Annotated in this window: 16 protein-coding genes; 11 read left to right on the top strand and 5 right to left on the bottom strand. The window is 61.8% G+C overall.

The annotated features are described in order from the left end of the window. Window positions 1–11 precede the first annotated feature (11 nt). From rsxA to nth, 7 genes are read left to right on the top strand one after another with little or no spacing between them, the layout of a single operon-like run. The gene (gene rsxA / locus KVY02_RS08050) at window positions 12–599 is read left to right on the top strand and encodes an electron transport complex subunit RsxA (protein WP_016913743.1); all 588 of its coding nucleotides are present in this window, start codon (window positions 12–14) and stop codon (window positions 597–599) included. Continuing rightward, window positions 599–1,180: an electron transport complex subunit RsxB gene (gene rsxB, locus KVY02_RS08045; protein ID WP_081193285.1), complete on the top strand. Its 582-nt coding sequence runs from the start codon at window positions 599–601 to the stop codon at window positions 1,178–1,180. Before rsxA ends, rsxB begins: the two co-directional genes overlap by 1 nt. Further along, the gene (rsxC, locus tag KVY02_RS08040) at window positions 1,167–2,834 is read left to right on the top strand and encodes an electron transport complex subunit RsxC (RefSeq protein ID WP_218314938.1); all 1,668 of its coding nucleotides are present in this window, start codon (window positions 1,167–1,169) and stop codon (window positions 2,832–2,834) included. The genes rsxB and rsxC overlap by 14 nt, the downstream gene beginning before the upstream one ends. Next, complete coding sequence (locus KVY02_RS08035; protein ID WP_218314937.1) at window positions 2,831–3,874, top strand: RnfABCDGE type electron transport complex subunit D; 1,044 nt, start codon at window positions 2,831–2,833, stop codon at window positions 3,872–3,874. The genes rsxC and KVY02_RS08035 overlap by 4 nt, the downstream gene beginning before the upstream one ends. Beyond that, window positions 3,871–4,506 carry an RnfABCDGE type electron transport complex subunit G gene (locus KVY02_RS08030; protein WP_218314936.1) on the top strand — a complete coding sequence of 212 codons (636 nt, stop codon included), beginning with the start codon at window positions 3,871–3,873 and terminating at the stop codon, window positions 4,504–4,506. The genes KVY02_RS08035 and KVY02_RS08030 overlap by 4 nt, the downstream gene beginning before the upstream one ends. Continuing rightward, window positions 4,503–5,201 (top strand): electron transport complex subunit E, encoded by a 699-nt coding sequence (locus tag KVY02_RS08025; protein WP_218314935.1) that lies wholly within the window; start codon window positions 4,503–4,505, stop codon window positions 5,199–5,201. Before KVY02_RS08030 ends, KVY02_RS08025 begins: the two co-directional genes overlap by 4 nt. A 15-nt stretch (window positions 5,202–5,216) precedes the next feature. Next, on the top strand, window positions 5,217–5,855 hold the full coding sequence (gene nth / locus KVY02_RS08020) for an endonuclease III (protein WP_081193293.1): 639 nt from the start codon (window positions 5,217–5,219) through the stop codon (window positions 5,853–5,855). A gap of 87 nt (window positions 5,856–5,942) precedes the next feature. On the opposite strand, the gene KVY02_RS18540 is transcribed toward nth, so the two are convergent. From KVY02_RS18540 to KVY02_RS18315, 4 genes are read right to left on the bottom strand one after another with little or no spacing between them, the layout of a single operon-like run. Then, window positions 5,943–6,200 carry a hypothetical protein gene (locus KVY02_RS18540; protein ID WP_371317408.1) on the bottom strand — a complete coding sequence of 86 codons (258 nt, stop codon included), beginning with the start codon at window positions 6,198–6,200 and terminating at the stop codon, window positions 5,943–5,945. Beyond that, window positions 6,181–6,996, bottom strand: a complete 816-nt coding sequence (locus tag KVY02_RS08015; RefSeq protein ID WP_371317407.1) for a tRNA-queuosine alpha-mannosyltransferase domain-containing protein — start codon at window positions 6,994–6,996, stop codon at window positions 6,181–6,183. Before KVY02_RS08015 ends, KVY02_RS18540 begins: the two co-directional genes overlap by 20 nt. Then, a complete protein-coding gene (locus KVY02_RS08010) occupies window positions 6,996–7,688 on the bottom strand; it encodes an ArsA family ATPase (RefSeq protein ID WP_256357592.1) in 693 nt (230 codons plus the stop codon). Before KVY02_RS08010 ends, KVY02_RS08015 begins: the two co-directional genes overlap by 1 nt. Before the next feature lie 53 nt (window positions 7,689–7,741). Then, complete coding sequence (locus KVY02_RS18315; RefSeq protein ID WP_016914375.1) at window positions 7,742–8,803, bottom strand: RNA-guided endonuclease InsQ/TnpB family protein; 1,062 nt, start codon at window positions 8,801–8,803, stop codon at window positions 7,742–7,744. Between the two features lie 21 nt (window positions 8,804–8,824). On the opposite strand from KVY02_RS18315, the gene tnpA reads away from it, so the two are divergent. Beyond that, entirely contained in the window at window positions 8,825–9,241 is a 417-nt protein-coding gene (tnpA, locus tag KVY02_RS08000; RefSeq protein ID WP_016914376.1) for an IS200/IS605 family transposase, read from the top strand. On the opposite strand, the gene KVY02_RS07995 is transcribed toward tnpA, so the two are convergent. Beyond that, entirely contained in the window at window positions 9,204–9,488 is a 285-nt protein-coding gene (locus KVY02_RS07995; RefSeq protein WP_218314934.1) for a hypothetical protein, read from the bottom strand. The two genes, tnpA and KVY02_RS07995, sit on opposite strands and share 38 nt — an antisense overlap. 450 nt (window positions 9,489–9,938) lie before the next feature. Between KVY02_RS07995 and KVY02_RS07990 the strand changes: the two genes are divergently transcribed. From KVY02_RS07990 to KVY02_RS07980, 3 genes are read left to right on the top strand one after another with little or no spacing between them, the layout of a single operon-like run. Continuing rightward, on the top strand, window positions 9,939–10,322 hold the full coding sequence (locus KVY02_RS07990; protein ID WP_100730600.1) for a response regulator transcription factor: 384 nt from the start codon (window positions 9,939–9,941) through the stop codon (window positions 10,320–10,322). Then, a complete protein-coding gene (locus tag KVY02_RS07985; RefSeq protein WP_218314933.1) occupies window positions 10,319–12,376 on the top strand; it encodes a 3'-5' exonuclease in 2,058 nt (685 codons plus the stop codon). The genes KVY02_RS07990 and KVY02_RS07985 overlap by 4 nt, the downstream gene beginning before the upstream one ends. After that, window positions 12,373–12,579, top strand: coding sequence for a hypothetical protein (locus KVY02_RS07980; RefSeq protein WP_218314932.1), 207 nt, complete (start codon window positions 12,373–12,375; stop codon window positions 12,577–12,579). Before KVY02_RS07985 ends, KVY02_RS07980 begins: the two co-directional genes overlap by 4 nt. Window positions 12,580–12,581 lie beyond the last annotated feature (2 nt).

The following is a 12,581-nucleotide window of genomic DNA, read 5'->3' as shown; positions in this document are numbered from 1 at the left end:
ACTTAGCCGCCATGAACGAACTGTTTGTCATCCTGATCAGCACCGCGCTGGTCAATAATTTCGTGTTGGTCCAGTTTCTTGGCTTATGCCCTTTCATGGGGGTCTCCAACAAGCTGGAGTCGGCCATGGGCATGTCGCTGGCCACCACCTTCGTGCTTACCCTGGCCTCGGCGGCCAGCTACGTGGTGTACCATGGCCTGCTGGTACCGCTGGACATTACCTACCTGCGAACGATCAGTTTTATCGTGGTCATTGCTGCCGTCGTACAGTTCACCGAGATCATGGTGCGCCAGCTGAGCCCGTTGCTGCATCAAGTGCTGGGTATTTTCCTGCCCCTGATCACCACCAACTGCGCCGTACTCGGAGTGGCGCTGCTGTCGCTCAACCGCGAACTGAGCTTCTTCCACACCACCCTCTATGGCCTGGGCGCGGCAGCAGGTTTCTCGCTGGTGCTGGTGCTGTTCGCCGCCATGCGTGAACGGCTGGCCGGTGCCGATATACCAAAGCCGTTCCAGGGCGCCGCCATTGCCATGGTGACCGCCAGCCTGATGTCGCTGGCGTTTCTGGGCTTTTCCGGCCTGGTGCAGGGGGCATCGTGATGGGCGAATCATTGTCATGGTGGGGGGTCGCCAGCGCCGTGGGCGCATTGACCACTCTGGGCCTGCTGTTCGGGGCGCTGCTGGGTTTGGCCAGCGTGCGCTTCAAGGGGGATGAAAATCCCCTGGTGGAGCAGATCGATGCGCTACTGCCACAAACCCAGTGTGGCCAGTGCGGCTACCCCGGCTGCCGCCCTTACGCCGAAGCGATCAACCAGGGCGATGCCATCAACAAGTGCCCGCCCGGCGGTGACGCCACGGTAGTGGCCTTGGCCGAGCTGCTGGGTCGCGAGCCAGCGCCCCTGGATGGCGAAGCCCCCAGCGAAGATCGCGTGGCCTTCATCCGCGAAGCCGAGTGCATTGGCTGCACCAAATGCATTCAGGCCTGCCCGGTGGATGCCATCATCGGCGCGGCCAAACAGATGCACACGGTCATCGAAGACGAATGTACCGGCTGCGATTTATGCGTCGCCCCTTGCCCGGTGGACTGCATCGACATGCTGCCACGGCGCAAGCCGTTGAGTCAGTGGGAGCCCATTATCAGCGACCGCGCAACGCCAGGGAGTGCTCATGTCCCGTCATGATTTTCCCGGCGGCATTTATCCGCCCGAGCGCAAGCAGCGCTCACTCACCGCGCCGCTGAGGGTGGCCCCGCTGCCTGCGCAAGTGGTGCTGCCCCTCGATCAGCATGTCGGCAAGCCCGCCCTGCCCTGCGTGGCCGTAGGCGAGCGCGTGAAGGTGGGCACTGTGGTGGCCCGCAAAGGTGGGCTGGTATCGGCCAATGTGCATGCCAGCCTGAGCGGCACCGTGCGGGAGGTCAGCCCTCAGTCGGTGACGATCGTAGGCGATGGCGACGATGAGTGGCAGCGGCTGGCGCCGCTCGACTGGCGGCGGGCGGAACCTTCAGCGCTGGTGTCGCGCTTGGACGACAGCGGCCTGGCAGGGCTGGGCGGGGCTGGCTTTCCGACTCACGTCAAAGCGCAGGTCAGCCTGCAACAACCCATCGATACGCTGGTGGTCAATGCTGCCGAGTGCGAGCCCTACATCACCGCCGACGACATGACGCTGCGCCACTATGCCGCCCAAGTGCTGGAAGGCGCGGCAATTTTGGCCACCCTGTGTGCCGCGTCGCGTATCGTCGTGGGTATCGAGGATAACAAGCCCGAGGCACGGCAAGCCCTGCAGGCGGCGCTGCCCCAGGTGCCATCACCGCTTCCGGTGACGCTCGAGGTGATCGAAACCCGCTACCCCAGCGGGGGCGAGCGACAGCTGATCAAAAAGCTGCTGGGCAGAGACGTGCCCAGCGGCGGCCTGCCAGCCGATGTGGGCGTTCTGTGTCACAACCCGGGGACGCTGCTGGCGGCACAGCAGGCCATCTGTGAGGGCACACCGCTGGTCGAGCGCATCGTCACCCTGACAGGCGAGGCCATCGAACGGCCAGGCAACTACTGGGTACGTCTGGGCACCCCGATAGAGGGTCTGCTTCAGCAGGCTGGGCTGGCGCCGGATGCCCTGCATCAAGTGGTGGTAGGTGGGCCCATGATGGGGAGAGCGCTGGCATCGCTGGACGTTCCCGTCATCAAAACCACCAACTGCCTGATTGCCGCCACGCGCCAGGAACTGCCCCCGGCGCCAGACGCTTCCCCCTGTATTCGCTGCGGTGCCTGCGAAACCGTCTGCCCAGTGCAGCTACTGCCCCAGCAGCTGCATTGGCACGCGCAAAGTGGCCATGACGCGGCCCTGGAAAAACAGCACCTGTTCGACTGCATCGAATGCGGCGCCTGCAGTTTCGTATGCCCCAGCCATATCCCGCTGGTGGCGGAATACCGCACGGCCAAGCAACGGATCCGTTTGAAACGCATCGAAACCGCCAAGGCAGAGCACGCGCGCCACCGCTTCGAGTTCCGCCAGGCCAGGCTGGCCCGGGAAGAGGCGGAGAAGCAGGCTCGCCGCCAGGCGCGGCTTGCCCAGCAGCGTCAGCCGTCGTCATCGGGTGCCGAGCCCCGCAACGCAGAGCTGCCAGCCGTTGACCTGCGCAGCTTGCGTATCGCACAGACCGCGGCCAGGGCGGCGGTCAAAAAAGCCGAGAAGGCGCTGGCACGCGCCGTGGCAGAAGACCCTCAACAATCCCAGGAGGATCTGGAGATGCAGCTGGCCACTGCCCAGGAAAACCTGCTCGCCGCGGACGCCCGACTGGCCGATGCCAGAGCCCGCGAACGGGAGCAAACGACACCATGAGCATGCTCCAGGCCTCGACGCTGGGCCTTGCCCCCTCCTCGGCATCGATCATGCGCTGGGTCATCCTGGCAACCCTGCCGGGGCTACTGGCCATGACCTTCTATTTTGGGCTGGGGGTGCTGACCAACGTGGCAGTGGCCGCCGGCGTTGCCATGCTGGCGGAGGCCGCCGTCATCGCCCTGCGCCGTCGCCGCGTGGTTGCTACCTTGACCGACGGCAGTGCCCTGCTGACGGGCGTTCTGCTGGGCGCCTCGCTGCCCCCCGGTAGCCCCTGGTGGCTGCTGGCGGTAGGGGCCATCGCCGCGGTGGTGGTCGCCAAGCAGCTGTATGGAGGGCTGGGGCACAACCCCTTCAATCCGGCCATGGTGGGTTACGCCCTGCTGCTGGTCTCGTTTCCAACCTACATGACGCTGTGGCCAGTGCCGCACCAGGCAGGTTCGATGGCGACACTCTGGGCCCAGGTCAGCGGCACCCTCTCCGCTGCCGAGCTGGACGCGCTGAGTGGCGCCACGCCATTGGATGCCTTCAAGCATAAAGGATTGACAGGGGCAGATGAGTTCTGGGCGGCGGCTGCGCTGGAAGACACGGTACAGGCCTGGCGCCTGATCGCGCTGGCGTGGCTGGCAGGCGGGTTGCTGCTGTTGTTCAAACGAGTGATCAGTTGGCATATTCCGGTTGCCATGCTGGGTAGCATGGCACTGCTCGCGGCACTGCTCTACGACCTGGACAGCGACCAGTATGCTTCTCCGCTGTTTCATCTGACCATGGGGGCTACCCTGTTTGGTGCCTTCTTCATTGCCACAGACCCGGTATCGGCGGCGACCAGTCGGCGCGGCAAGCTGTTGTTCGGCATCGGCATTGGGGTGTTGGTCATGATCATCCGCACCTTCGGCGGCTATCCCGATGCCGTCGCCTTTGCCGTGCTGCTGATGAACCTGTGCGTGCCGCTGCTGGATCTTTACAGCGCTCCTGTTCCTACAGGGCATCGTCCCACAGAGCGTCGCCCCACAGGGCACCGATCCCCGGCGAGGCGCCCATGACGCTCTATCAAGCCATGTGGCGTGGGGCGCTGGCACTGGGCACCTTTGCGCTGGTAACGGCAGGCAGCGTGGCAGTGACTCGGGCGCTGACCGCCGAACGCATCGATCAGCACCAGTTGGCCTATCAATATCGCCAGCTGCAGGCAGTGCTGCCAGCTTCGCTGGTCACGGACTCACAGGCATCGCTGCTGGAAGACACCTTCGAGCTGCCTGAGCCCGAGCGGCTGGGCCACCGCGCGCCCACACACGGCTGGTATGTTCACCACGCAGACGAGGCTGCCGTCGTCCTGCCGGTCATCACCCACCAGGGCTACAGCGGAGCCATTCACCTGCTGGTGGGGATTGACCATGAGGGCCGTATCAGCGGCGTTCGGGTCACTCGGCACCAGGAAACGCCAGGGCTAGGCGATGCCATCGAACACCAGCGCAGCGACTGGATCACTCGCTTCGATGGCCTGACACGCCACAGTCTGCCCCCAGAAAGCTGGGCGGTGCGACAGCAGGGCGGCGCGTTCGATGGCTTCACCGGGGCCACCATCACCCCAAGCGCGGTTATTAATGCCGTTCACGATGCCCTGCGCTATGCCCATGAGGTCCGTTTGCCCATCACCATCGAGGAGCCCGAGACATGACGCCATGGCAACAGCTGACCCAGGAAGGGCTCTGGCGCAACAACCCGGCCCTGGTGCAACTACTGGGGCTCTGCCCGCTGCTGGCCGTGAGCGCCAGCGTGGTCAACGCACTGGGGCTGGCGCTGGCCACCCTGCTGGTCATGGTCGGGGCGAGCACGACCATCTCGTTGATTCGCCATCAGGTGCCCAGCGCGGTGCGGCTACCCGCCTTCGTGATGATCATTGCCGCCTTCGTGACCTGCGCCGAGCTGTTGATGGCTGCCTTTGCCTATTCGCTCTATCAAATTCTGGGCATTTTCATCCCCTTGATCGTGACCAACTGCGCCATCCTGGGACGTGCCGATGCGTTTGCCTCGCGCCAGCCGGTGCTGCCTGCGGCGCTGGACGGGTTCATGATGGGGCTCGGGTTCGGTTGGGTGCTGGTCTTGCTGGGAGCGATCAGAGAGCTGCTGGGCCAGGGGACGCTGTTCCACAACATGCATCTGCTGCTGGGCCCCAGGGCCGCCGAGTGGCAGATAACGGTGATGGACGACTATCAGTTTCTGTTTTTCATGCTGCCGCCAGGGGCCTTTTTCGTTGCGGGCCTGCTGATCGCGCTCAAGAATGTCCTCGACCAGCGCCAGCGCCGTGCACAGCCCGCCCCCCCCCACGAGCGCAGCGAACGCCGCGTCCGGGTCACTGGCATCATCAAATAGTCTGGAGAAACGTTCATGAATGCCCAGAAACGACAGGAGATTTTTGCCCGCCTGCAGGCGGAAAATCCGCACCCCACCACCGAGCTGAACTGGAGCACCCCCTTCGAGCTGCTGGCTGCAGTGCTGCTCTCGGCACAGGCCACCGACGTGGGCGTCAACAAAGCCACCGACCGACTGTTTCCGGTGGCCAACACCCCCGAAGCGATCATCGCGCTGGGCATCGAGGGACTCAAGGAGTACATCAAGACCATCGGCCTGTTCAACACCAAGGCTGAAAACCTGATGAAGACCTGCCATATTCTGGTGAACCAGCATGGTAGCAACGTGCCGCAAACCCGCCAGGCGCTGGAAGCCTTGCCGGGTGTCGGACGCAAGACCGCCAACGTCATTCTCAATACCGCCTTTGGGCAGCCCACTATCGCCGTGGACACGCATATCTTCCGAGTCTCCAACCGGACGGGCATCGCCAAGGGCAAGGACGTGGTCGAAGTGGAGCAGAAGCTGTTGCGCCATGTGCCCAAGGCTTTCAAGCAGGACGCCCATCACTGGCTGATCCTGCATGGCCGCTATACCTGTATCGCTCGCAAGCCACGCTGCGGTAGCTGTATCATCGAGGATCTTTGCGACTATAAAGACAAAACCGAGCTGACCTGAACGTTTGGGCCGCCCCAGGGAGCTGCCCAGCAAGATACGACCTCACACGGCCGTGGTGCACTGGCCGACCAAGCGCCTGGACCTGCTTCAGTCCAACAACTGACGATACGCCTCGCGCCACTGGGGCCACTCCCAGGGCGACGTATCCAGCCGCTCAGGGGCGGCCACTGTACCTTGTAGCCACGCGGCAAGGCGCTGATAGAGCCCCTCCCGTGTTCCATCGTAACGGTAGGCGTCAGGATAGAGTTCCGGAAAACAGAGCCTGTCCGGCACCAGCGGCCACGCACCACGCTGGGCAGCCTCCATGATGGCCAGCCCCTGAAACTCATGCCAGGTGGTCGACACGACGATGCCGCCGCCGTTCAACAGCGCCTGATACTGCTCCTCTGGCTGAGGCCCCCCAACAGACGAGATGCTGCGCCAGCCGCACCTGCGCCTCGGCAAAGATGGCGGGCTCGTCACGAAACCGTTGGCCCATGACGGCAAGCTCGAAAGGCACGCCCTCCTCACTCAGCCTGAACAACACCGCAAAGAAGTCCTCAGGGTTCTTGTCGTACTCCCAACGGTGGTTCCAGACGATGCGCCGTGGTGGCGGTGCAACGTCGGGCCCCTGCGCCAGCGGCTGCAAGGGCACCGGCAGCACGTTTGCCGAACGCCTCAGCCGCTCCAGCGGCGCGGCGGCCGGCAGGTTCTCGGGCATTTTTTTCAGAAATTGCCTGACGCCCGTAAAAAAGGAGTCGCGGTTATAGGCGGTGTTGAATACCAGGGTATCCGCCGCCAGGGCCGCATAGAGATTGACCATTTTGGCTTCGACCTGGGGCACCTGCTCGCTGGACTCCGGGTAGGCAAACTGGTTCTCGTGGAAATAGACGATCTTGCGGGCCTGGCCCAGGTGCGGAAACAGCCCGACCAGCGTAGCCATGTCTACCATGGAGGTGGCCAGCACCACATCGAAGCGCTGGCTGAGGGTAGCGTATTCCTTCAACCACCAGCTCAGCGGATTACCGCGTATGCGCCAGGCAAAATGGCGCGGTGGCAAGCTCAGCAATGTCCATTCCACATCCGTCAGTTCAGCCATCAAACTGTTTGCCCAGTAACGATGGCTGACCGCCTCGTAGGCGGAAAGCAGCAATACCCGCATTAAAATCCTTGCTGTTCAAGCTGGGCAGCCAACTGCTCCAGCACCTCAATACCTTGTACATCCGTCGGCAGCCAGGGTAGCACGGGGCGCGGCAGGTGGCGAAAATGTTGTTCGATGCGCGCCAGATAAGTGGCCTCCTGCTGCCGCCTGGCTGCCAGGAACTCGCCGTCGGCGTCTGCGGGAATCACCCGATTGATGAGCACCCCCGCCACCGGGATACGCACCTCTTCCAGTGCTTTCACCGCACGATCGGTTTCCAGGATCGGCAGCCGCTCGGGGGTCATGACGAACAAGAAGCTGCACGCGTTTTCATCCTCGATACGTCGTCGTGCCTGGTGAAACAGGCGGCGGCGCTCGATCAGCGTGCTGGCCACATCGCGGGTGCGTTCATCCAGGTCTTCCAGCGGGTCCTGGGTGGGGTCGTCAAAGGGCGTCGCCACGTCCCTGCCTCGCTTGGGGGTCAGATGCTCCAGCACCTTGCCCAACTCGGCGGATTTGCGGTTATGGGCCAGCAGCCCGTCGGTCCACGCGGCCATGGCCTCGGGCAGAGTCAATAGCCTTAGGGTATGCCCCGTGGGCGCCGTATCGAAAATGATCACGTCATAGGGGGCCTCATCGTCCACCATCAGACGAGCCAACCGCTCCAGCAAGGCGGCCTCCTGAGTGCCGGGAGACTGACGTGTCAGGCGCATCTGCCGCTCCAGCTCCTGCATCATTTCTGGCGCTGCTTGACGTCCTCCCCGCCCTAAAGGACAGGGATTCCAACTTCTTGAGGGCAACGTCCTGCCCCGAGGCTGAGGATATTCCGGGCCGCATTCACGTCCCGGTCGTGGAGTACACCACACTCCACGCACTCCCAGACCCTTACTCGCAACCCGTTGACGCCCTGCGGCCCGCTAAGCGAGCCGCACGACGAACAGGCGCGGGTGGTGTTGGTTTCGCGAACGACCTTGAAGACAATGCCTGCGTGAGCGCATTTATATTCCAGCATCGTTTTCAGTTGTGACCAGCCAGCGTCGTAGACGCTTTTGGCCATCCTGGTCTTCGCGAGCCTGGTTGAGGAAACATCGCCCACGACGATTTCGCCGTACTGGTTGACGAGTTTCCGGGAAAACTTGTGCTGCGCGTCCTGGCGACGGTTCTTGATCTTGGCGTGAATAGCTTTTACCCGCCGCTTGTTGCGGGCACGTTGGGCTGTCGCCAACTGGTCTTCCATGCGGCGGTAGAAGCGGCTGTTTTCCAGCCTTCCTCCATCGCTACAGGTGGCCACATCCTTGAGCCCAAGGTCGATGCCAACGGCGCCCTGCCCAAGCGTCGGCTGCACGTCCACCTCGACCGCAACATTGAAATACCACCGGCCCCGGCTATCTTCGTTGAAACTGCCGGCACGGAACTTGTATGTCGACAGGCCGTAGCTATCCCACACCTTGAAGTAGGTGCCGTTATGAAATACCTGCCCGTTCTTCCACTTGGCCGCGCCGGTATTGACCGGAATCCAGCCAAGTGAGCGGCGTACACCGCCGGACTTGCGCCAATTCAAGCGGGGCTTTTTGAACTGCTTGCGGCGGGCAACGTATTCAGCAGCGATGCATTGCAGCGTTTGGCTGTGCAGGCCGAGGTCCTTGCCAGCACCCTTGGTATAGGGGTGCATGTCGTAGGCAGACAGAAACAGACCTTTCTCCCGAATGGCTCGGGAAGACAGTTCGTTGAGGTAGTTCCAAACAAAATTCACGCTGCGGGCCATGCGGTTAAGCTCGGCGGCGTGTTTGTCCTTCACTCGAACCTTGAGGGTCTTGGTCTGTTTCATAGGCTGTAGTATAGTTGGCCTATGGAGACCAAACAAGACTTACGCACCGGTAGACACTGTGTTTTTATGATTCATGCTCACTTGGTCTTTGTGACCAAATACCGGGGCAGAATCTTCAACACTGAGCACCTCGACTCCCTTGAAACGCTATTTCGACGGGTCTGCGCGGATTTTGAAAGCGAGCTAGTTGAGTTCAATGGTGAGACAGATCACGTTCACCTGTTGGTTAACTACCCGCCAAAAGTGGCGTTATCCAAACTGGTGAACAGCTTGAAAGGCGTATCAAGCAGGAGATTGAAGCGGCTGCACCCCGAACTGGTGAAGCCTGCGTACCTGAAAAATGCGCTATGGAGTCCAAGCTACTTTGCGGGAAGTGTCGGAGGCGCCCCCCTGAGCATGGTCAAGCAGTATATTGAGCAACAATCGAGGCCGGACTAGGGGCGCTCTCGCGCCCCTCGCTATCCATCCTCGCACAGAAGTACGAGGTTTTTCGCGATGTTCGATAAAGTACCCCATCGCCATTGCCCCAAGACCCACCACCAGCAAGAAAAGGGTATCCGGAATTGAGTGTGGGAATAGATGATTTTCTCTCTCCCTCAATTCCGGTATCAATGAACTCATCCGGATTGAGGTTGGAGCAGGCCTGCTCCATGGATTCGATAATGCGTGCCTGACTAATCGCCATGTTTTCCACTCCTGGCCAGTCGTTCGTCGAGCCTTCGACTACGTGCGAATTCTGACGACAGAATACACACTTAGTTCCGGTTTAGAAGCCCGATGATACGACAGAGGTATCACACACGCAATTCCGGTTTACGGATTATGTGACACGCTGTAGGCTGAAGTGGAATTACACACTAGATTCCGGATACCCCAAGAAAATAGCACTCATAAGCGCAGCTCCTTTAATGATGATGCTTTATTGTTGGGCTTACTCGCTTGCTCACTCCGAGCGTTTTCATAGTGGTATGAGTCGTCTGGCAAGTCCATGAAAAAGCCCTTTTATGGCTTTAAACCACGGCGAAAGTTGTAGACGTCATGACGATACTCATCGAAGGTCGTCTTGGCGTGCTCGGTTTGGCTACCTAAACTTCTTCAAGAACCAATAATAACATTGCGTTATCAGGAGCCCTCCATGGCCAAAGTCTTAGTGGTCGACGATGAACCCAATATTGTCCTGTCTCTGGAGTTCTTGATGTCCCACGCCGGACTCGAAGTCGTGACTGCCGAGGATGGAGAAAGCGCGCTTTTACGTCTGGAAGATGCCTCCCCCGACCTGCTGTTATTGGATATCAGCCTGCCCGGCATCAGCGGCTTCGAAGTGCTCGAACAGCTGCGCCAGCGTGAACAGCAAGCGTCGACCCCGCGGCTGCCAGTCATCATGCTGACCGCCCACGGCCGCGAGGTAGAGCGCGAGAAAGGCCTGGCGCTGGGAGCGGACGACTACGTGACCAAGCCCTTTTCCACTCAACAACTGGTGGAAAAGGTCAAATCCCTGCTGGGTGAGCGAACATCATGACCGGCAAAGGGTTACCCAAACGCCAGCAACTCATGGGCGTATGGCTGCTGTTGAGCGGGATCAGCCTGCTCGGCGGGGCCATTTTTGCCGCCTGGCTCGATGCCCAGTTGAACCTCTCGGGGGCTGGGCGCGCCGCGCTCTGGCTGGGCAGCTTCTCTGGTGGCATGACGATTTTTCTGGTCGGGCTGCTGCTCGAACGCATGCTGTTTACACCGCTGCGCCACCTTCAGGCCCAGCTGGCTCGCTGGGTGGCCAACCCGGATGCCCAGGACGAAAAAACACCCGAAGGCTGGCTAAAGGGCCTTGGCCCGGATTTGCGGCGCCTCAGCCAGAGCTGGCGCGCCGACCGGGGGCGGTTGGCCACCGCTCATGCAGAGGGTGCGCGTAGCGCCACCCGCATACGCCAGGAGCTGGAAACCCTGCTGCAGGTGTTGGAAACGCCGCTGCTGCTCTGCGACCGCCATCGGCGAGTCATGCTGTTCAACCAGGCTGCCGAGGACTTCTTTGCCGGGCACACGGGGCTGGGGCTTGGTAAACGTCTCGACACGCTGCTGCCCACCGTTGGTCTGGAGCATGCCCTGACCCAGCTACCGGACGATGGCTCTCCCCGCGAACTGCTGGCCCCCTGCGAGCAGCGCTGGCTAAAAGTGGTGATTCGTCGCGTGCCCGGCAGCGAGAAAGAAACCCTGGTCACGTGCAGCGATGCCACCACGGCATGGAACAATGAGATGGGCGTGCGTGCCGACCTTGGCAGTCTATTGCCATCGCTACGCCAGCACTCTGCCAGTCTGGGCAGCGCAGCGGATGTGATTCGACAGCTGGGCACTCTGCCCCAGGACCCTGCATTAAGAGAACGCCTGGAGCAGGTCATTCATGAAGAGAGCCATGGCCTGAACCAGCAGGTCGCCAGAATGGCCACGCTCCTCGAAGACATGCAGTACCACGGCGAGCGCTTGCGGCCCATGTGGTCCAATGATTTCTGGCAATCCCTGGATGAACGCCTGGACCCTGCCCATCGGCTGATCACCCCTATTGGCATGCCTGCCTGGTTCAAGGGCGATGCTCCCGCTCTGATCGAGCTGTTCAACTCATTGGTACGCTATTTACACAGTCACTTGCCCAGCGGCGGCTTCGAGGGTGAGCTGAGCCATCATCAGAAACGCGTTTACGTCGACCTGATCTGGCAAGGCGCTCCCGTGCCCGAGAGCGAGCTGGTACGCTGGCGTGAAGAGCGACTGACGGCGCTGCCGCTAGGGCCATCGGTGGCCGACATCCTGCGCCAGCACGCCGCCGATATCTGGAGCGTTGCCGACAGCGACAAGCGCCACGCGCGTTTGCGCATGCCGCTACCCACCATAGAGCGTACCGACGCCCCCCGTGAACCCGCCCCGCCACGGCCCGAATTTCATGACTTCGGCATTGCCCAGCTGCCTGCCCCGGATGATGCGCTGGCCAACCGACGCTTGCGCAACCTGGATATCGTCTCCTTCGACACGGAAACCACCGGCCTGGAGCTGCGTCGAGGCGATACGGTGATCAGCCTGGGGGCGTGCCGTATCGTCAATGGCCGACTGTTGGCCAGCGACGCTTTCAACCATTACGTCGACCCCCAACGCCCCATTCCGGCGGCCAGCACGGTCATCCACGGCATTACCGATGCCGATGTGGCGGGGGCTGCCACGCTGGACAGCGTGCTGACCTGGTTCAGCGCCTATGTGGACAATGCCGTCTTGCTGGCCCACAACGCCGCCTTCGACATGCTGGCCATCAGCGGCCACGGCGTGCGCTTTGACATGCCGGTGCTCGATACGCTGTTGATCTCCAGAGCACTGGACGAAGCGCTGGATGGTCACGACCTGGATACCCTTGCCAAGCGCTACGATCTGCACTTTCCCCCCGGCACGCGGCATACGGCGCTGGGCGATGCCCGCGTCACGGCGGAGCTATGGTTGGCGCTGCTGCCCCGGCTGGAAGCCAGAGGCATCGATACCTTGGAGGAGCTGCTAGCCCTGCAGGCCAATGCCTTCGACCGTGAGGATGCCAGCGCTTCATGAAAAACACCCGCCCGCTCTCCCGACGTCAGGAAAGATTGATCGCCTTGATCATACTGGCCTTGCTGCTGTTTTGTCCGCCTGCCCTGCTGATCATGGACCGTTTGCCCTCTTCACTGGGTTGGCTGCCGCTCTACCTGTTCGTGGTCTGGGGCGCGCTGATCGGCATGACCGCCTGGCTGGTGGAAGCGCCCAGGCGGCGATGACC

It is taken from the genome of Halomonas sp. 18071143 (genome assembly GCF_019211725.1).
In the GTDB taxonomy this organism is placed as follows: domain Bacteria; phylum Pseudomonadota; class Gammaproteobacteria; order Pseudomonadales; family Halomonadaceae; genus Vreelandella; species Vreelandella stevensii.
Note: the sequence above shows the minus strand (reverse complement) of the source record. Positions and strands in the feature narration are given on the sequence as shown.